We start from the raw sequence: 19,430 nt of genomic DNA, 5'->3' as shown, positions 1-19,430 counted from the left end.
ACTCTTGAGTCATCTTTTTTTTAGGTGCAAAGAAGCTAGTGTGAAAGGAGGACATGTCTTCATGCAGTCAGTAGATAGAAAAGAGAAATTCCGCCTACTTCTGCAACAATTGTCGTTAACAGATGATAATATAATGCCATATTTTCAGGAAGCTGGTATTAATAAACTTGTTGTAGAAAAAGGTAATAAACGTTGGCATTTTCATTTTACAATGACAAAAATATTGCCTGCAAATGTGTTCGATGTATTCTCTTCCAAAATTAGAAGTAGTTTCTCACACATTGCAGACGTATCGTTTCAAATAGAAGTTAACCAACCTGAATACGACAGTGAATTAGTTGGAGATTATTGGCCTTTTTGTATACAAGAAATAGATGGCTGCTCACCACCACTCATTTCTTTATTGCAAAGTCAAACACCTACTATTTCTGGGCAAAAGTTAACAATAACTGCTAGAAATGAAGCGGAGGCAATTGCTGTTAAACGGAAACTTGGTCCTACGATAACTAATAGCTATCTGAGTTATGGTTTTCCATCTTTTGCATTTGATACTACACTTTCTTTTTCAGAACAAGAATATAAACTGTTTGTAGAGCAAAAAGAATCCGAAGATAAAGAGCGAGCTTTCGCTGCTGTATCTGAAATGCAAAAGAAAGAAGAAGCTGATACTAGTGAAGAAATTACAGGTCCTATCGTTATCGGATATGAAATTAAAAATGATGTAGAAATTAAACTATTAGAAGAAATAATAGAAGAAGAACGAAAAGTTGCTATTCAAGGATATGTGTTTGACGCAGAAACGAAAGAATTAAAAAGCGGTCGAACTTTATTAACGTTTAAAATCACGGACTATACTAACTCAATTATGGTAAAGATGTTTTCTCGTGGGAAAGAAGATATTCCATTGCTACAAGGAATTAAAAAAGGCATGTGGTTAAGAGTTAGAGGTAATGTTCAAGTTGATACTTTTGTACGTGACCTTGTGATGATGGCAAATGACGTGAATGAAATTAACGGTAAAGTACGTAAAGATACAGCTCCAGAAGATGAGAAAAGAGTAGAGTTACATTTACACACTCCAATGAGTCAAATGGATGCTGTTACGAGTGTTTCTAAACTTGTAGCTCAAGCAAAGAAATGGGGTCATCCTGCTATAGCCGTCACAGACCATGGTGTTGGACAATCTTTCCCAGAAGCATATTCTGCAGGTAAGAAAAATGATATAAAAATATTATATGGCCTTGAAGCAAACCTTGTGGATGATCGAGTGCCTATTGCTTATAATGAGACACATCGATTACTAGCCGAGGAAACGTATATCGTATTTGACGTTGAAACAACCGGCTTGTCAGCGATGTACGACACAATCATTGAACTTGCGGCTGTAAAAGTAAAAGAAGGGGAAATAATAGATCGATTTGAGTCTTTTGCAAATCCTCATCACCCGCTTTCAGCAACTACCATCGATTTAACAGGTATAACCGACGATATGGTAGAAAATGCACCAGAATTAGAAGATGTACTTAAGAAATTTCATGATTGGATTGAAAATGATACTTTAGTAGCTCATAATGCTAGCTTTGATATGGGCTTTCTTAACATCGGTTATCAAAGAATCGGTTTAGGTAAAGCGAAAAACCCTGTTATCGACACGTTAGAGTTAGGGAGATTTTTATATCCTGATTTAAAAAACCATCGTTTAAATACTCTCTGTAAAAAGTTTGATATTGAGTTAACTCAACACCATAGAGCTATCTATGATGCAGAAGCAACAGGCTATTTATTAGTAAAGATGATTAAAGAAACGATTGAAAAAGAAATTCTGTATCATGACGATTTAAATGAAAATGCTGGTAAATCTAATGCATACCAACGCGCACGTCCTTCTCACATCACCTTGTTGGCTCAAAATGACATTGGATTAAAGAACTTATTTAAACTTATTTCTATTTCTCATATGGAATATTTTTTCCGTGTACCACGAATTCCTAGGTCGGTACTTCAAAAATATCGAGAGGGTTTACTTGTTGGTACAGCTTGTGACAAAGGAGAAGTGTTCGAAGGAATGATGCAAAAGACACCTGATGAAGTGGAGTCTATTGCTGAGTTTTACGATTATATAGAAGTTCAGCCGCCAAGCAATTATCAACATTTAATTGAGCTTGAATTAGTTCGAAATGAAGTAAAGTTAAAAGAAATCATATCTAATATTGTCCAATTAGGAGAAAAATTAGAGATACCAGTAGTGGCTACAGGTAACGTACACTATTTGAATAAAGAGGATAAGGTTCATCGTGAAATCTTAGTGCGTTCACAAGGTGGAGCAAACCCGTTAAATAGACATACCCTACCAGATGTGCATTTTAAATCAACAGATGAAATGTTAGAGGCTTTTGCTTTCTTACCTAAAGAGAAAGCAAAAGAGATAGTTGTATTTAATACTCAAAAAATAGCCAATATGATAGATGTAATTAAACCTATTAAAGATGATCTGTATACACCAAAAATTGAAGGTGCAGATGATGAAATACGAAATATGAGTTATTCCATGGCTCGTCACATATATGGAGATGACTTGCCAGAAATTGTTGAAGCGCGTATTGAGAAAGAATTAAAAAGTATTATTGGACACGGTTTTGCAGTAATCTATTTAATCTCACACAAACTTGTAAAGAAATCATTAGATGATGGTTATCTAGTTGGTTCGCGTGGATCTGTAGGATCATCATTTGTGGCAACATTAACAGAAATAACAGAAGTTAACCCATTGGCACCACATTATGTTTGCCCAGAATGTAAACATTCAGAATTCTTTAATGATGGATCAGTAGGTTCTGGATTTGACTTGCCAGATAAAGATTGTGTCGATTGTGGTGCTCCTTATAGAAAAGATGGGCATGACATCCCATTTGAAACTTTCTTAGGATTCAAAGGAGATAAAGTGCCTGACATCGATTTAAACTTTTCCGGAGAATATCAACCTGTAGCCCACAATTATACGAAAGTATTGTTCGGAGAGGAATATGTCTATCGGGCAGGAACAATTGGTACAGTAGCGGACAAAACGGCTTACGGATATGTAAAAGGTTATGCTAACGATAATAATCTAATTTTACGTGGTGCAGAAATAGATAGGCTGTCAAGTGGATGTACAGGCGTAAAACGTACAACGGGACAACATCCAGGTGGAATTATTGTAGTTCCGGACTATATGGATATTTATGACTTTTCACCAATACAGTTCCCTGCAGACGATAAAACATCCGAATGGAAAACTACTCACTTTGATTTCCATTCTATACACGATAATCTATTAAAGCTTGATATATTAGGTCACGATGACCCTACCGTCATTCGTATGTTACAAGATTTAAGTGGAATAGATCCTAAAACGATTCCAACAGATGACCCTGAAGTAATGAAAATTTTCAGTGGGACTGAATCATTAGGTGTAACATCAGAACAAATAATGTGTAAAACAGGTACATTAGGAATTCCCGAGTTTGGTACAAGGTTTGTTCGTCAAATGTTAGAAGACACAAAACCTTCTACTTTTTCAGAGCTTGTCCAAATTTCTGGACTTTCACATGGGACAGACGTTTGGCTTGGAAATGCACAGGAATTGATTCATAACAAAACGTGTACATTAAGTGAAGTTATCGGATGTCGTGATGACATCATGGTTTATTTGATATACAAAGGATTAGATCCTTCCTTAGCATTTAAGATTATGGAATCTGTTCGTAAAGGTAAAGGGCTGACAGAAGAGTTCAAAGAGGAAATGGTCAAGAACAAAGTGCCTAAATGGTACATTGATTCTTGCTTGAAAATAAAATATATGTTCCCTAAAGCTCATGCTGCTGCCTATGTTTTAATGGCAGTAAGGATTGCTTACTTCAAAGTTCATTTTCCTCTTCTTTATTATGCAGCATACTTTACAGTTAGAGCAGATGACTTTGATATTGATACGATGGTAAAAGGATCAAACTCCATCAAGAGTAGAATTGAAGAGATAAATGCAAAAGGGTTAGAAGTCTCACCGAAGGAAAAGTCGTTATTAACCGTACTAGAACTTTCACTAGAAATGTGTGAAAGAGGTTTTTCTTTCAGTAAAGTAGATTTGTACAAATCAAGTGCAAGTGATTTTCTTATTGAAGGAAACTCTTTAATTCCACCGTTCAACTCTATTCCTGGACTTGGTACAAACGCAGCAATTAATATTGTTAAAGCAAGAGCAGAAGGTGAGTTTTTGTCTAAAGAAGATCTACAACAGCGTGGTCGTGTAAGTAAAACGCTAATTGAGTACTTAGATAAACACGGCTGTTTAGAATCATTACCTGATCAAAATCAACTTTCGCTTTTCTAGGGCTGACCGAGCCACCTACGCTTTTCTAATTATCTAGCTCTGGCGTCTAGCCCCTCGAGACATAAGCCATTGCCATCTCGAGGAAAAAAAGCGTCCTCGTGCTGGCCTTGTCTTATGCTTGTCGGGTCAACCAAGCCGCCTGCGCTTTTCTAATTTGCATTAAACATTAGCATATGTTATATTAGTATTGGAAATGCTATATACAGGTAATTGACGAAAGAGTGGGGAAACCCGCTCTTTCGTTATTATATGCGAGTAAAATGCCTTCATTTTACCAATGTGCTTAAATGGTTATACATAATATGGATTTATATCCTAAACTTACACAGAATATAAGCGGAGTGTTTTGTTTAACATCATTAAATGCAAAATAAGTTACCTTGTAATCGTTTTAGCGAGTAGTGTTAGACCTACTACAAATTTTTTTCCCGCTGAGTGGGAAGGAGGAATAAAATGAGTCAAAAGGTTACGGAAATAGTTGAACAGTTAGTGTCCCCAATAGTACAAGAAATGAATTTAGAACTAGTAGACATTGAGTATGTTAAAGAAGGTGCTTCATGGTTTTTACGTGTTTATGTTGACAAGTCTGAAGGAATAGACATTGAAGATTGTGGACTTGTTAGTGAAAAACTTAGCGAAAAGCTAGATGAAGTTGACCCTATTACACATAACTATTTCCTTGAAGTATCATCACCAGGTGCAGAACGCCCCTTAAAGAAAAAAGAAGACGTAGAAAAAGCAATTGGTAAACTAGTTAATGTTAAAACTTACGAGCCAATAGATGGTGTAAAAACATTTGAAGGAGAACTAGTCTCTTTTGAAGACGACATTTTAACCATTTCAGTAATGATTAAAACACGTAAAAAAGAAGTGGCTATTCCATACGGAAAGATAGCAAAAGCTAGACTTGCGGTTAGCTTCAGTTAAAAAATATAAAGCTTTTTAAAAAATGTATCTACAAAAAGATTATGTAATTAAGGGGGACAAAGTAAGATGAGCAGTGAGTTATTTGATGCCTTAACCATTATGGCGAAAGAAAAGGGCATTAGCCAAGACGTTATTATTGACGCAATTGAGGCTGCACTGATTTCCGCTTATAAAAGAAATTTTAACCAAGCACAAAACGTTCGAGTAGATTTAAATACGTCTAACGGTTCATTCCGAGTATTCGCTAGAAAAGATGTAGTACAAGAAGTGTTTGACCCAAGACTTGAAATTTCTATTGATGAAGCACGCCAAATGAATCCGAACTATCAAGAAAATGATGTGTTAGAAATTGAAGTTACTCCTAAGGATTTCGGTCGGATTGCTGCTCAAACAGCGAAACAAGTAGTAACTCAACGTGTGAGAGAAGCGGAACGTGGCGTTATTTATTCAGAATACATTGAGCGTGAAGAAGATATCATGACAGGAATCGTTCAACGTGTAGATTCAAAATTCATTTACGTTAGCTTAGGTAAAATTGAAGCGATATTACCAGCTGCAGAGCAAATGCCTAACGAACGTTATAAACCACATGATAGAATTAAAGTATTCTTAACAAAAGTGGAAAAAACAACCAAAGGGCCACAAATCTTTGTATCTCGTACTCACCCAGGCTTACTGAAAAGATTATTCGAGTTAGAAGTACCTGAAATCTATGATGGTACAGTTGAAATTAAATCTGTTGCACGAGAAGCAGGTGACCGTTCAAAGATTTCCGTACACTGTGATAACCCGGAAGTAGATCCAGTAGGTTCATGCGTTGGACCAAAAGGACAAAGAGTTCAAGCTATTGTGAATGAATTAAAAGGTGAGAAAATTGATATTGTAAAATGGTCTAATGATCCAGTTGAATTCGTTGCAAATGCATTAAGTCCTTCTAAAGTTTTAGAAGTTCAAGTAAGCGAAGAGGAAAAAGCGACAACTGTAGTTGTACCAGATTATCAATTATCACTTGCTATTGGAAAAAGAGGTCAAAATGCTCGTTTAGCAGCTAAACTTTCAGGATGGAAGATAGACATCAAAAGTGAATCGGAAGCCGAAGAACTTGGTATCTACCCTAGCCTTACTTTTAGTAATGATGTAATCGATGAAGATGATAATCTAGATGACACAAATGAATAATATGTAAAGTTTTATTCATAGAGAGAGGTGAACCTAGATGAATAATCGCAAAAAAATTCCAATGAGAAAATGTATTGCAACTCAGGAATTAAAACCGAAAAAAGAACTCATCCGCATCGTTCGTTCTAAAGAAGGAGAAGTTTCGATAGACATAACAGGTAAAAAGTCAGGACGAGGTGCATATCTGGCAAATAACCGTGAAGCAATTCTACTTGCTAAGAAAAAAAATATATTAGCTAGACATCTTGAAGTTGCTATCGATGAATCAATTTACGAACAACTCCTTGAGTTAATAGATAAGGGGAATTAAGTGAGAAACATGAAAAATAATTGGCTATCCACTCTAGGTTTGGCTGCTAAGGCTCGTAAATTAATATCAGGTGAAGAGTTGGTAATAAAAGAAGTACGGAACCAAAAGGCAAAAGTAGTATTACTAGCAAACGATGCATCTGCAAACACGAACAAAAAAGTTCATGATAAATGTTCGTTTTATAATGTACCAGTTAAAGTAGTATGTGATCGGTACGAATTAGGTCGAGCAATTGGAAAAGAATCGAGAGTTGTTGTAGCTATTCTTGATGCAGGATTTGCTAAAAAGATTTTATCAATGCTCGATTAAATCTTTGGGGGTGAATGTAAATGACGAAACTACGTGTTTATGAATACGCGAAACAAAATAATGTTTCAAGTAAAGATGTCATTACAAAATTAAAGCAAATGAATATTGAAGTATCTAATCATATGGCAACATTAGATGAAGATATGATTCAAAAGTTAGATGGTAAAAAGAATAAGAGTAATACTAATTCTCCAAAACCTTCTAACAATAAAAATGAAAATTCTACAAAAGATAAAGATGTAAAAACCGGAGTAGAAAAGAAAAATAACGCTCCAAAAAATAATGATGGTCGTAAAACAACATCAGAACCTCAGAAGCAGGAGAAAAAAGTGTTCAATAACAATAATAATAACAACCATAAAAATAAAAACAATAACCATAACAACAAAAAGAAGCAAGGCAATAACAAAAATTATAATAGCAATCCACAACCGACTCCTCAGCCTAAACAGCAAAAAGAGTTACCTTCTAAAATTACTTTTACAGGTTCGTTAACGGTTGCAGAATTAGCTAAAAAGTTACACAAAGAGCCGTCTGAAATTATTAAAAAGCTATTTATGCTTGGTGTTATGGCTACAATCAACCAAGACTTAGATAAAGATGCAATCGAACTTATTGCAGGCGAGTATGGAGTAGAAGTAGAAGAAGAAATTCTGTTTGAAGTAACAGACTTTGCTGGATATGATTCAGAAGATGAAGAAACAGATTTAAAAGAACGTCCACCAGTTGTTACGATTATGGGTCACGTTGACCATGGTAAGACAACATTACTTGATTCCATTCGGAACACGAAGGTAACAGCAGGCGAAGCTGGAGGGATTACTCAACATATCGGTGCATACCAAGTTACCGTTAATGAGAAAAAGATTACTTTCCTTGATACACCAGGACATGCTGCGTTCACAACTATGCGTGCACGTGGAGCAAAAGTAACGGATATTACTATTTTAGTTGTTGCTGCGGATGATGGAGTAATGCCACAAACAGTAGAAGCAATTAACCATGCGAAAGCTGCAGAAGTACCAATTATCGTAGCAGTGAACAAAATGGATAAGCCAACAGCTAACCCAGACCGTGTAATGCAAGAATTAACAGAACACGGATTAGTTCCTGAGGATTGGGGCGGAGATACTATTTTCGTACCACTATCTGCTCTAACTGGAGAAGGAATTGATACGCTACTTGAAATGATTTTACTTGTTTCAGAAGTGGAAGAATACAAAGCAAATGATACACGTGCTGCTGTTGGAACAGTTATTGAAGCGCAATTAGATAAGGGTAAAGGTTCTGTTGCAACATTGTTAGTACAAAAGGGTACATTACGAGTAGGAGATCCAATTGTTGTTGGTAATACATTCGGACGTGTACGTGCAATGGTAAATGACCTAGGTCGACGTGTTAAGGAAGTAGGACCATCTACTCCAGTAGAAATTACAGGTTTAAATGATGTTCCTCATGCTGGAGACAACTTTATGGTGTTCGGGGATGAGAAAACAGCTCGTCAAGTAGGCGAGGCTCGTGCTCAAAAGCAACTTCAAGAACAACGAAGTGAAAAAACGCGTGTAACATTAGATGATCTGTTTGAACAAATTAAGCAAGGTGAAGTGAAAGATATTAACTTAATTGTTAAAGCGGATGTTCAAGGTTCTGTTGAAGCTTTAGCGGCATCTCTTTATAAAATTGATGTAGAAGGTGTAAAAGTTAAAATAATTCACACTGGAGTAGGTGCTATTACAGAAAGTGATATCATTTTAGCTTCTGCTTCTAATGCGATTGTGATAGGATTTAATGTTCGTCCAGATGTAGGAGCAAAGCGTACAGCTGATGTGGAAAAAGTTGACATTCGTCTTCACCGTATTATTTACAAAGTAATCGAAGAAATCGAATCAGCGATGCAAGGTATGTTAGACCCTGAATTCGAAGAAAAAGTAATCGGTCAAGCAGAAGTTCGTACAACTTTCAAAGTATCTAAAATCGGAACAATTGCAGGTTCTTATATTACGGATGGTAAAATTACACGTGACAGTGGAGTTCGACTAATACGAAATGGCATTGTAATCTTCGAAGGTCAACTTGACGCTCTTAAACGTTTTAAAGATGACGTAAAAGAAGTTAGCCAAGGGTACGAGTGTGGTATAACACTTAAAAATTACAATGACCTTAAAGAAGGCGACGTAATTGAAGCTTACGTTATGGAAGAAATCATAAGAAAATGATTTGCTATGTAGAGTGTGAATGCATAATTTATGATGCTCAATCGTTGAAGGATAAACGCGCTGTCCTTCAACGAATTCTTACTCGCTTAAAGCAAAGATTTAACATCTCGATTGCGGAAGTGGACTATCAAGATGTATGGCAACGAACAAAAATAGCTATTGTTACAATTTCATCAAGCAAGCATATTTCAGAGAAAGAAATGCAAAAAGTTTTAGAATATCTGGATTCTTTCCCTGAAATCGAAAGAGCCTTGACAAATTTGGAATGGCTATAAGTACGAGGTGAAAAGTATGACAGTTAGGTCAACCCGTGTTGGAGAGCAAATGAAAAAAGAGCTTTCTGATATTATCGGTAGAAAAATAAAAGATCCACGTGTTGGTTTTGTTACGGTAACAGACGTTGAGGTTACAGGTGACTTACAACAAGCAAAAGTCTTTATTTCTGTTTTAGGTGACGAAGAAAAACGTCAAGATACATTAATGGGATTAGCAAAAGCAAAAGGTTTTATTCGAAGTGAAATCGGTAAGCGTATTCGCTTAAGAAAAACACCAGAGCTTTTCTTCGAATTTGATGAATCTGTTGATTATGGAAACAGAATTGAAAATTTACTCCAAGAAATAAATAAACAATCTTCTTCTGAAGATTCTAATGAATAAAAAGGATAGGCGTAAAAGTCTATCCTTTTCTAATGGTAGAGAAAGGATTGACTGACATGAACGGAGTTTTAGTGCTTAATAAACCTAAAGGATTAACATCCCATGATTGTGTTTTTAAAATAAGAAAGATTTTAAAAACAAAAAAAGTCGGTCATACCGGTACATTAGACCCTGAGGTAACTGGGGTGTTACCTATCTGTATAGGTAATGCAACGAAGCTAGTTGAATTTTTAACTGCAGAGAAAAAAACATATATAGCTGATATTACAATTGGTTTTTCCACCACAACGGAGGACCAAACTGGAGAAACTGTGGAGAAAAATGAAATATCTGAAGTGATAAAAGTGGCTAATATCCAAGATGTCCTTACAAAGCTAACAGGTGAAATCAAACAAACTCCACCAATGTACTCAGCGGTAAAAGTAAATGGGAAAAAGCTTTACGAATATGCAAGAGCTGGTGTCGAGGTAGAAAGACCGACAAGAACTGTAACAATACATGAAATAAAGTTACTACAAGCGGAAGAACTATATGAACCTCAAGATACCATCACTTTTACAATCCAAGTTACATGTAGTAAAGGTACTTACGTTCGAACTTTGGCAGTAGCTATTGGGGAATTGTTAGGGTATCCTGCTCATATGTCTAAGTTACAAAGAACAGCATCTGGAAAGTTTTCTCTTGAAGAATCTATAACATTGGAAAAACTACAACAATTATCGGAAGAAAATAGAGTGAATGAAATTCTTATTCCGATGGAAAATGCGTTAAGTGGATTGCCTACACTTGAAATTAATGATACATTAGCAGAGAAAGTGTTGAACGGTGCATTACTTCCACTACCCGAAATTCCTTTTGATGAATTATTAGCAGTAATGCATAATCACAAATGCATTGCTATTTATATGAAGCACCCTACTAAAAAAGGATTAATGAAACCGAAAAAAGTATTCAATTAAACTCTCTTGAATGATCTATAAATACAGTTGGTATATCGATATAAGGTGAAAAAAATGAAAACAGTTTATTTAGAACACCCACATCATTTATTAAAAACAGATTGTCCAAGTACTGTAATGGCACTTGGTTTCTTTGATGGCATCCATTTAGGTCATCAAAAAGTCATTAAAACAGCTATTAACCATGCGAATAAGACAAATAGAAAAAGTGCGGTTTTAACATTAGACCCACACCCTTCCGTTGTCTTAGGGCGTGACATCCAACACATTCGTTATATTACGCCTATTTCTGAAAAAAAACGTATATTAGAACAACTTGGTGTTGATATTTTGTATATTGTTAATTTTTCTCATCAATTTGCAAGTCTTGAACCACAACAATTTGTGGATCAATATATTATAGACTTACATGTTGAACATGTAGTGGCAGGTTTTGATTTTTCTTATGGTCGCCTTGGAAAAGGAACGATGCAAACATTGCCATTTCATTCTAGGCAAGTATTTTCTCAAACAATAGTGGATAAATTAGCTAATGGTGAAGAAAAAGTTAGTTCAACACTAGTTAGGAAGCAACTAATGGATGGAAAAGTGGATGAATTAACAGAAACATTAGGAAGAAATTATTCCATAAGTGGTACTGTCTCTCATGGTGATAAGCGTGGAAGGAAAATTGGGTTTCCTACAGCAAATGTTCAATTGAACGATGAATTTTTGTTACCGAAAACGGGTGTTTATGCTGTGAAATTAACCGTTTCTGGCTTAACATATAATGGTGTTTGTAATGTTGGCTACAAACCGACCTTTTATGAAAATCAACAAATCACATTCCCTTCTATTGAAGTAAATTTGTTTGAATTTCATCAAGAAATTTATGGAGAAACTGTCACGGTTGAATTTTTTCAGCGCATTCGAAATGAACAGAAATTTAATTCTATCGAAGAACTAATAAATCAAATCCAGCAAGATAAAGAAAAAGCAATTCACTTTTTTACTACAGAAAGAAATTAAAAGGTACACATACTTGCATTTTTTTGTTTAAAAGTGTATGATTATATTCGTAATCAACCATTGCTTGGCAATTCGAATCACCAACGATTGCTCGGTAATTGGGGTTTAACATAAGGAGGTGAACTAGGATGGCAATTACACAAGAACGTAAACAAGCGCTAATCAATGAGTACAAAACTCACGAATCTGACACTGGATCTCCAGAAGTACAGATCGCTGTCCTAACAGAGCAAATCAACAATCTTAACGATCACTTACGTACGCACAAGAAAGACCATCATTCACGTCGTGGATTATTAAAGATGGTTGGTAAGCGTCGTAACTTACTAACGTACTTACGTAACAAAGACGTAACTCGTTACCGTGAACTAATCACAAAATTAGGCTTACGTCGATAATGCTACCAAAGAAAGCGGGAGAATTCCCGCTTTTTTCTTAATGTTTGGAATTGGAAAAAACAACTAATATTAGTTTTACTTTCTATTTCACTTCCTTTCCTAGTATATTTACGATACAGAACATTACCATTACTTGTAATAAGAAATACTATTTGATATGTCGAGAGTATTTCGTTCATACTATACATATTAAAAGTTTAAGTTAGAGAGGGGTTACACGTTTCATGGGACAAGATAAACAAATCTTTTCTATTGATTGGGCAGGACGTCCTTTATCAGTAGAGGTTGGACAATTAGCGAAACAGGCTAATGGCGCTGTGTTAATTCGTTACGGCGATACGGCTGTTCTTAGTACAGCAACAGCTTCAAAGGAACCTAAAAATTTAGATTTCTTTCCATTAACTGTGAACTATGAAGAAAGACTATATGCAGTAGGTAAAATTCCTGGAGGTTTCATTAAACGTGAAGGCCGTCCGAGTGAAAAAGCAATTTTGGCTAGCCGATTAATTGATAGACCTATTCGTCCACTATTTGCTGATGGCTTTAGAAATGAAGTTCAAGTGATTAGTATTGTAATGAGTGTCGATCAAAATTGCTCTTCAGAAATGGCCGCTATGTTTGGATCTTCATTAGCACTTTCTGTTTCGGACATCCCGTTTGATGGACCGATTGCTGGTGTAACAGTTGGAAGAATTAATGATGAATTTATTGTTAACCCAACAGTTGAGCAACAAGAAAAAAGTGATATTCACTTAGTTGTAGCTGGAACAAAAGACGCAATCAACATGGTAGAAGCTGGGGCAGAGGAAGTTCCAGAAGAAACAATGTTAGAAGCTATTATGTTTGGTCATGAACAAATTAAGCAATTAATTCATTTCCAAGAAGAAATTGTACAAGCTGTTGGAAAAGAAAAACTAGAAATCAAACTTTATGAAGTAGATGCAGAATTAGAAGCGACTATTCGACAAATGGCTGAAAAAGATCTAACTTCAGCGGTTCAAGTTGTGGAAAAACATGCAAGAGAAGCTGCTATTAACGAAGTGAAAGCTACAGTAATCGCTCATTATGAAGGTCAAGAAGCAGATGCTGATACTTTAAAACAAGTAAAAGAAATATTATATAAACTTGTTAAAGAAGAAGTACGCCGTTTAATTACGGAAGAAAAAGTAAGACCTGACGGAAGAAAAATCGATGAAATTCGTTCATTGTCTTCTGAAACTGGAATTTTACCAAGAACACACGGATCTGGATTATTTACACGTGGACAAACACAAGCTTTAAGTATATGTACGCTTGGTGCACTTGGAGATGTTCAAATTCTTGACGGTCTAGGTATTGAGGAAGAGAAACGATTTATGCACCATTATAACTTCCCTCAATTTAGTGTTGGAGAAACTGGACCAATTAGAGGTCCTGGTCGTCGTGAAATTGGTCACGGAGCACTAGGAGAACGCGCCCTTGAGCCTGTTATTCCAAATGAGAAGGACTTCCCATATACTGTACGTCTAGTTTCAGAAGTTCTTGAGTCAAATGGTTCCACTTCACAAGCTAGTATTTGTGCTAGTACATTAGCGATGATGGATGCTGGGGTTCCAATTAAAGCACCAGTAGCTGGTATTGCGATGGGTCTTGTGAAAAAAGGGGAACATTATTCTGTTCTTTCGGACATTCAAGGAATGGAAGATCATCTAGGAGATATGGACTTTAAAGTTGCAGGGACTGCAAAAGGTGTAACTGCTCTTCAAATGGACATAAAGATTGATGGTCTTTCTAAAGAGATTTTAGAAGAAGCATTACAACAAGCTAAAATTGGTCGTATGCACATTCTAAACTCTATGTTAGAAGCAATTAGTGAACCACGTAAACAACTATCCGCTTATGCGCCGAAAATCCTAACAATGTCAATCAACCCTGATAAAATTAGAGATGTTATCGGACCGAGTGGTAAACAAATCAATAAGATCATCGAAGAAACAGGAGTTAAAATTGACATCGAACAAGATGGAACTGTATTTATCTCCTCTATCCATGAAGAAATGAACGCGAAAGCTAGAAAAATCATTGAAGATATCGTTCGCGAAGTAGAAGTTGGACAAATTTACTTAGGAAAAGTAAAGCGAATTGAAAAATTCGGTGCTTTCTTAGAAATCTTTAACGGTAAAGATGGTCTTGTTCACATTTCTGAACTTGCAGAAGAGCGAGTAAACAAAGTGGAAGATGTTCTGAAAATGGGTGAAGAAGTGTTAGTCAAAGTAACTGAAATTGACAAACAAGGTCGCGTTAACTTATCTAGAAAAGCAATTTTAAAAGAACAAAAAGAAAAAAACGAACAAATGTCATAATATGATGAAGGAGCCTTGATAATTGTATCAGGCTTCTTTTCACATACTTCATGTAAAAAGTTCTACCTTGTCCACTCTATACATAAATTGTTGTATAAAGGGGGAAGGATAGAATGAAAAGGACTACTGCGCACCTATTGGCATTTATTATAGTAGCATTCATTACATACAATAGTTTTCCTAATCCATTACAAGAGGAATATAGAGTTTTGTTTAACGATTCAGCTATCGAGGTAGTTAAAAAGCAAGATGCATTATATGCAGAAATCGAAAAACAAGCGCACCTTTACGAAAAACCACCTCAAGATGCCAAAATCGATAAAGTGTGGAAAGCGATTCCTGGGTTAAATGGTAAGAAAGTAAATACTGAAAAATCATATAATAACATGAAAAAAGATGGCCTATTTAACGAAAAGAAATTAATTTATGATGAGATTCCGCCAACATTGCATTTAGAAGACTTGCAAGCGTCGCCTATTTATCGTGGTCATCCAGATAAAAAAATGGTATCGTTTTTAATAAATGTTGCTTGGGGTAACGAATATATACCAGACATGCTGGAAACACTTGAAAAAAATAATGTACGAGCAACATTTTTTCTTGAAGGAAGATGGGTTAAAGAAAACCCTTCTATAGCAAAAATGATTTTTGATGCTGGACATGAACTAGGTAACCATTCTTATACACACCCTAACATGAAGACGTTAGGTAGTAATGCTGTTCGAGATCAGCTAATAAAAACTAGTGACGTAATTGAAGCTACTACAGGAATAAAACCAACATGGTTTGGTCCACCTAGCGGAAGCTATCGACAAGAAGTTGTCGAAATTGCGAAAGAACTAAATATGGGTACTATCATGTGGAGTGTAGATACGATTGACTGGCAAAGACCAGAACCGCATGTCATTGTGAACCGCGTAACAGAAAAAGTCCATCCAGGTGCATTAATATTAATGCATCCAACAGAACCTACATCTAAAGCGTTAGAAACAATGATAATATCCATTAAAGAAAAAGATCTAGAAATAGGCACAGTATCATCTTTATTAAGTGAAGAACGGCGAGATTAATCACTGTTTTACCGTTTGAATAGGAGGAACTTCTTTGTTAACAAAACATACGTGCAAAAATGGTGTAAGAGTTGTACTTGAGCATATTCCAACAGTTAGATCTGTTGCTATAGGAGTTTGGATAGGTACAGGGTCTAGGAATGAAACTAGTGAGAATAATGGAGTCTCGCATTTTTTAGAACATATGTTTTTTAAAGGAACAAAATCGAGAACGGCAAGAGAGATTGCCGAAAGTTTTGATGCTATAGGTGGTCAAGTAAATGCATTTACATCAAAAGAATACACTTGCTATTATGCAAAAGTATTAGATGAGCATGGAACATACGCCTTAGATGTGCTAGCAGATATGTTCTTTCACTCCATTTTTGATGAAGAAGAATTAAAAAAAGAAAAGAAAGTTGTGTATGAAGAAATAAAAATGTATGAAGATGCTCCAGATGACATTGTACATGATGTGTTAGCTAGAGCTTCTTACGGTGATCATGCATTAGGTTATCCAATTCTTGGTACAGAAGCAACATTATCTAAATTTAACCGTGATACATTAACACAATATATGAATGAGACATACACGCCGGATAATGTCGTAATCTCTATTGCAGGAAACATTCACGATAACTTTATTCAAGAAGTAGAAGAACTTTTCGGATCGTATGATACTGGACATTCTAAACGTGAATATGAAAAACCAAGTTTCTTTCATGAACATTTAACAAAGAAAAAGAGTACAGAGCAGGCCCATTTATGTATTGGTTACAATGGCCTACCTGTTGGGGATAAAGATATTTATAGCCTAATTGTACTTAACAACGTTCTTGGAGGAAGCATGAGTAGTCGCCTATTTCAGGATGTAAGGGAAGAAAAGGGATTAGCTTATTCCATCTATAGTTATCATTCTTCCTTTAAAGATAATGGAATGCTAACTATTTATGGAGGTACAGGAAGCAATCAATTAAATGAACTATTTGATACTATACAAAAAACGTTAGATCACTTCAAAGATAAAGGTATTACAGAGAAAGAATTAAAGAATAGTAAGGAGCAAATAAAAGGAAGCTTAATGTTAGGCTTAGAGAGTACAAATAGCAGAATGAGCCGTAACGGGAAAAACGAACTATTATTAGGAAAACATCGCTCCCTAGATGAAATTCTAGAAAACATTAACGAAATTTCAGAGGAATCTGTAAACAACCTAGCAACTAAATTATTCACAGAAGAGTTCTCTGTTGCTTTAATTAGCCCAGATGGAGAATTACCTAAGTCTATTAGTTAATAAGTTTTTCCATTCTAAATGCTTGTTAATGTAGGTTGCAGTGTTAGTGACTATCTAGCTGTTGATTGAAGCGAGAGTTGTAGCCTCTTTGAAAATACATACGTATTTTCTTCGTGCGATGCATCGCACCGTAGCCTTCCTTATCCTGTGGGAGAAGCGGGAAACGTGAGACCCCCCACAAGTGCGGATGCGCCGAAGAGGCTCACGACCCCGCCCGTGGAAAGCGGAGGCTTACGCGCGGAATTCAACAGCGGTGTTAAACATAAAAAATGCCTTGCAAGGATAACTTGCAGGCATTTTTTATTTGTTCAAGCTTATATATAGTAGTAGAAATAATAGATTGGAGGGGAAGACATGCGATTAAGTGAACTAAGCGGGAAAGAAATTGTAGATGTAAAAAGAGCAGAAAGACTAGGAGTCCTAGGCCAAACTGATTTAGAAATAAACGAAACGACTGGAGAAATACGCTCATTAATTATACCAAATGTAAAGTGGTTCGGTTTGAAGCGGGAAGGTGGCGATATTAGAGTACCTTGGAGCCATATCCAAAAAGTTGGTAACGACATGATTATTATAGACGTGCCAGATGAAATAAGTGAATAATAAAACGATAACCAGGTAGATTAATCTATCTGGTTATTTTTATTTGGGGATAAATTTTTATTTTTCTGGAAATTTTTTGAAGATATATTTGCATAATTACAGATAATTCACTTTTTACGTATATAAGAAAATTCTCAGCTAACAAGTTGGCTAAATATATATTCCTTATGTTCTGTCGATTTAATTTTCGTATTCACATGTTCATTTGTCCATACATAGTATGTGGAAGTAGGTAATCAGTGGAGCATTACAAGAAATATAGTCAGAAATAAAGAAGGTGACAAAGTATGCTGACCGGTTTGCACATAGCTGTAATTGGCGGTGACGCAAGGCAGCTAGAAGTAATTCGAAAGTTAATTGAATTGGATGCAAAGCTGTCACTAATTGGCTTTGATCAATTAGACCATGGATTTACTGGAGCATCTAAAGAGCAAATTGATGGTGTTGACTTTTCAACAATAGATGCGATTATTTTACCAGTAGCTGGTACTAATTTGGAAGGTCAAGTAGATACAATCTTTTCTAATGAGAAAATCGTATTAACAGAAGAAATTCTGCAAGTGACACCAAAACATTGTACTATCTATTCAGGAATTTCCAATTCATATTTAGATAAAATTGTTACAAACACAAACCGTAAACTTGTGCAACTTTTTGAACGTGATGACGTTGCTATTTATAATGCAATACCAACAGTTGAAGGCACAATTATGATGGTAATTCAACATACAGATATAACTATTCATAATTCTAAAGTAGCTGTTCTCGGGTTCGGAAGAGTTGGATTAACAGTTGCTAGAACGTTTGCAGCACTTGGTGCCCATGTAAGTGTTGGAGCAAGAAGATCAGAACATATTGCTAGAATATTTGAACTCGGATTAAAACCGTTTCATTTGAATGAATTGGATAAAAACGTATCTGATATCGATGTATGTATTAATACAATTCCTCATCCCATTGTTACAGCAAATGTTATTTCCAAAATGCCTGCTCACACTTTAATTATAGATTTAGCATCTAAACCCGGTGGAACCGATTTCCGTTACGCAGAAAAAAGAGGGATAAAAGCTCTCCTTGCACCAGGACTTCCAGGAATAGTTGCTCCGAAAACTGCTGGGCAAATTGTAGCTCAAGTATTATGCCAATTGTTATTAGATGATTTAAAAGCGAGAGGAGAATGATGATGAGGTTAAAAGGAAAGCGAATCGGCTTCGGATTAACGGGATCACATTGTACGTATGAAGCGGTAGTACCTAAAATAGAACAATTAGTGAAAGAAGGAGCAGAAGTATTACCAGTAGTTACGTTTACTGTACAAAATACGACAACTAGGTTTGGTGAAGGGTTAGAATGGATAAAGAAAATAGAGGACATAACTGGTAAAAAAGTTATAGACTCTATTGTCAAAGCAGAGCCGTTAGGACCAAAAATACCTTTAGACTGTATGGTTATTGCACCATTAACTGGTAATTCTATGAGCAAACTAGCGAATGCATTAACAGATTCACCCGTATTAATGGCTGCAAAAGCAACTCTTCGAAATCATAAACCTGTAGTTTTAGGAATATCAACAAATGACGCATTAGGATTAAACGGTGTTAATCTTATGAGATTAATGGCTACTAAAAACATTTATTTTATTCCGTTTGGTCAAGATGCACCAGAAAAGAAGCCAAACTCTATGGTGGCAAGGATGGAACTGTTACTCCCAACAGTAGTTGATGCATTAGAGCATAAACAATTACAGCCTGTCGTAGTGGAAAGATTTAGATATGAGGAATAGTAGAAGCAAGTTCATGTAACTTGTTACTAG

The 19,430-nt window shown here is 35.8% G+C and carries 17 protein-coding genes; all 17 read left to right on the top strand.

Translation table 11 applies throughout. The features are described 5' to 3' along the window. Nucleotides 1–61 precede the first annotated feature (61 nt). The 17 genes from CDZ89_RS11610 to dpaB all read left to right on the top strand — a co-directional run bounded on the left by CDZ89_RS11610 (nt 62) and on the right by dpaB (nt 19,400). Nucleotides 62–4,366, top strand: a complete 4,305-nt coding sequence (locus CDZ89_RS11610) for a PolC-type DNA polymerase III (protein ID WP_100333727.1) — start codon at nt 62–64, stop codon at nt 4,364–4,366. A 453-nt stretch (nt 4,367–4,819) separates the two neighbouring features. Next, the gene (rimP, locus tag CDZ89_RS11605) at nt 4,820–5,293 is read left to right on the top strand and encodes a ribosome maturation factor RimP (RefSeq protein ID WP_096154602.1); all 474 of its coding nucleotides are present in this window, start codon (nt 4,820–4,822) and stop codon (nt 5,291–5,293) included. Nucleotides 5,294–5,359: 66 nt separating this feature from the next. Next, a complete protein-coding gene (gene nusA, locus CDZ89_RS11600) occupies nt 5,360–6,472 on the top strand; it encodes a transcription termination factor NusA (protein ID WP_096154601.1) in 1,113 nt (370 codons plus the stop codon). Between the two features lie 37 nt (nt 6,473–6,509). Next, entirely contained in the window at nt 6,510–6,782 is a 273-nt protein-coding gene (rnpM, locus tag CDZ89_RS11595) for an RNase P modulator RnpM (protein WP_096154600.1), read from the top strand. Between the two features lie 9 nt (nt 6,783–6,791). Then, nucleotides 6,792–7,091 (top strand): YlxQ family RNA-binding protein, encoded by a 300-nt coding sequence (locus tag CDZ89_RS11590; protein WP_096156949.1) that lies wholly within the window; start codon nt 6,792–6,794, stop codon nt 7,089–7,091. 20 nt (nt 7,092–7,111) lie between these two features. Further along, nucleotides 7,112–9,307: a translation initiation factor IF-2 gene (gene infB / locus CDZ89_RS11585; RefSeq protein WP_096154599.1), complete on the top strand. Its 2,196-nt coding sequence runs from the start codon at nt 7,112–7,114 to the stop codon at nt 9,305–9,307. Continuing rightward, nucleotides 9,304–9,582, top strand: coding sequence for a DUF503 domain-containing protein (locus tag CDZ89_RS11580; protein ID WP_096154598.1), 279 nt, complete (start codon nt 9,304–9,306; stop codon nt 9,580–9,582). Before infB ends, CDZ89_RS11580 begins: the two co-directional genes overlap by 4 nt. A gap of 16 nt (nt 9,583–9,598) precedes the next feature. Next, nucleotides 9,599–9,964 carry a 30S ribosome-binding factor RbfA gene (rbfA, locus tag CDZ89_RS11575; protein ID WP_096154597.1) on the top strand — a complete coding sequence of 122 codons (366 nt, stop codon included), beginning with the start codon at nt 9,599–9,601 and terminating at the stop codon, nt 9,962–9,964. A 56-nt stretch (nt 9,965–10,020) separates the two neighbouring features. Beyond that, complete coding sequence (truB, locus tag CDZ89_RS11570; protein WP_096154596.1) at nt 10,021–10,923, top strand: tRNA pseudouridine(55) synthase TruB; 903 nt, start codon at nt 10,021–10,023, stop codon at nt 10,921–10,923. A gap of 54 nt (nt 10,924–10,977) precedes the next feature. Next, on the top strand, nt 10,978–11,931 hold the full coding sequence (gene ribF / locus CDZ89_RS11565) for a bifunctional riboflavin kinase/FAD synthetase (protein WP_100333726.1): 954 nt from the start codon (nt 10,978–10,980) through the stop codon (nt 11,929–11,931). A gap of 128 nt (nt 11,932–12,059) precedes the next feature. Beyond that, entirely contained in the window at nt 12,060–12,329 is a 270-nt protein-coding gene (gene rpsO, locus CDZ89_RS11560; RefSeq protein WP_096154594.1) for a 30S ribosomal protein S15, read from the top strand. A 224-nt stretch (nt 12,330–12,553) separates the two neighbouring features. Further along, complete coding sequence (pnp, locus tag CDZ89_RS11555) at nt 12,554–14,671, top strand: polyribonucleotide nucleotidyltransferase (protein WP_096154593.1); 2,118 nt, start codon at nt 12,554–12,556, stop codon at nt 14,669–14,671. Between the two features lie 113 nt (nt 14,672–14,784). Beyond that, complete coding sequence (locus tag CDZ89_RS11550; protein WP_096154592.1) at nt 14,785–15,741, top strand: polysaccharide deacetylase family protein; 957 nt, start codon at nt 14,785–14,787, stop codon at nt 15,739–15,741. A gap of 34 nt (nt 15,742–15,775) precedes the next feature. Next, nucleotides 15,776–17,014, top strand: a complete 1,239-nt coding sequence (locus tag CDZ89_RS11545) for a M16 family metallopeptidase (protein ID WP_096154591.1) — start codon at nt 15,776–15,778, stop codon at nt 17,012–17,014. Nucleotides 17,015–17,368: 354 nt separating this feature from the next. Continuing rightward, nucleotides 17,369–17,617 (top strand): YlmC/YmxH family sporulation protein, encoded by a 249-nt coding sequence (locus tag CDZ89_RS11540; protein ID WP_100333725.1) that lies wholly within the window; start codon nt 17,369–17,371, stop codon nt 17,615–17,617. A gap of 287 nt (nt 17,618–17,904) precedes the next feature. Further along, the gene (dpaA, locus tag CDZ89_RS11535) at nt 17,905–18,798 is read left to right on the top strand and encodes a dipicolinic acid synthetase subunit A (RefSeq protein ID WP_096154589.1); all 894 of its coding nucleotides are present in this window, start codon (nt 17,905–17,907) and stop codon (nt 18,796–18,798) included. Next, complete coding sequence (dpaB, locus tag CDZ89_RS11530) at nt 18,798–19,400, top strand: dipicolinate synthase subunit B (RefSeq protein ID WP_176483839.1); 603 nt, start codon at nt 18,798–18,800, stop codon at nt 19,398–19,400. The genes dpaA and dpaB overlap by 1 nt, the downstream gene beginning before the upstream one ends. The last annotated feature ends 30 nt before the right edge of the window (nt 19,401–19,430 follow it).

The sequence above is a fragment of the Bacillus alkalisoli genome (assembly GCF_002797415.1).
Taxonomy (GTDB): Bacteria; Bacillota; Bacilli; order Bacillales; family Bacillaceae_I; genus Bacillus_CD; species Bacillus_CD alkalisoli.
This window is presented reverse-complemented; position numbering and strand designations above follow the sequence as displayed.

Coding starts and splice junctions, on each gene's coding strand:
- CDZ89_RS11540 (WP_100333725.1), top strand. CDS start 17,369: ATGCGATTAAGTGAACTAAGCGGGAAAGAAATTGTAGATGTAAAAAGA.
- ribF (WP_100333726.1), top strand. CDS start 10,978: ATGAAAACAGTTTATTTAGAACACCCACATCATTTATTAAAAACAGAT.
- CDZ89_RS11580 (WP_096154598.1), top strand. CDS start 9,304: ATGATTTGCTATGTAGAGTGTGAATGCATAATTTATGATGCTCAATCG.
- truB (WP_096154596.1), top strand. CDS start 10,021: ATGAACGGAGTTTTAGTGCTTAATAAACCTAAAGGATTAACATCCCAT.
- dpaB (WP_176483839.1), top strand. CDS start 18,798: ATGATGAGGTTAAAAGGAAAGCGAATCGGCTTCGGATTAACGGGATCA.
- rimP (WP_096154602.1), top strand. CDS start 4,820: ATGAGTCAAAAGGTTACGGAAATAGTTGAACAGTTAGTGTCCCCAATA.
- pnp (WP_096154593.1), top strand. CDS start 12,554: ATGGGACAAGATAAACAAATCTTTTCTATTGATTGGGCAGGACGTCCT.
- rpsO (WP_096154594.1), top strand. CDS start 12,060: ATGGCAATTACACAAGAACGTAAACAAGCGCTAATCAATGAGTACAAA.
- rnpM (WP_096154600.1), top strand. CDS start 6,510: ATGAATAATCGCAAAAAAATTCCAATGAGAAAATGTATTGCAACTCAG.
- nusA (WP_096154601.1), top strand. CDS start 5,360: ATGAGCAGTGAGTTATTTGATGCCTTAACCATTATGGCGAAAGAAAAG.
- infB (WP_096154599.1), top strand. CDS start 7,112: ATGACGAAACTACGTGTTTATGAATACGCGAAACAAAATAATGTTTCA.
- rbfA (WP_096154597.1), top strand. CDS start 9,599: ATGACAGTTAGGTCAACCCGTGTTGGAGAGCAAATGAAAAAAGAGCTT.
- CDZ89_RS11550 (WP_096154592.1), top strand. CDS start 14,785: ATGAAAAGGACTACTGCGCACCTATTGGCATTTATTATAGTAGCATTC.
- CDZ89_RS11590 (WP_096156949.1), top strand. CDS start 6,792: ATGAAAAATAATTGGCTATCCACTCTAGGTTTGGCTGCTAAGGCTCGT.
- dpaA (WP_096154589.1), top strand. CDS start 17,905: ATGCTGACCGGTTTGCACATAGCTGTAATTGGCGGTGACGCAAGGCAG.
- CDZ89_RS11610 (WP_100333727.1), top strand. CDS start 62: ATGCAGTCAGTAGATAGAAAAGAGAAATTCCGCCTACTTCTGCAACAA.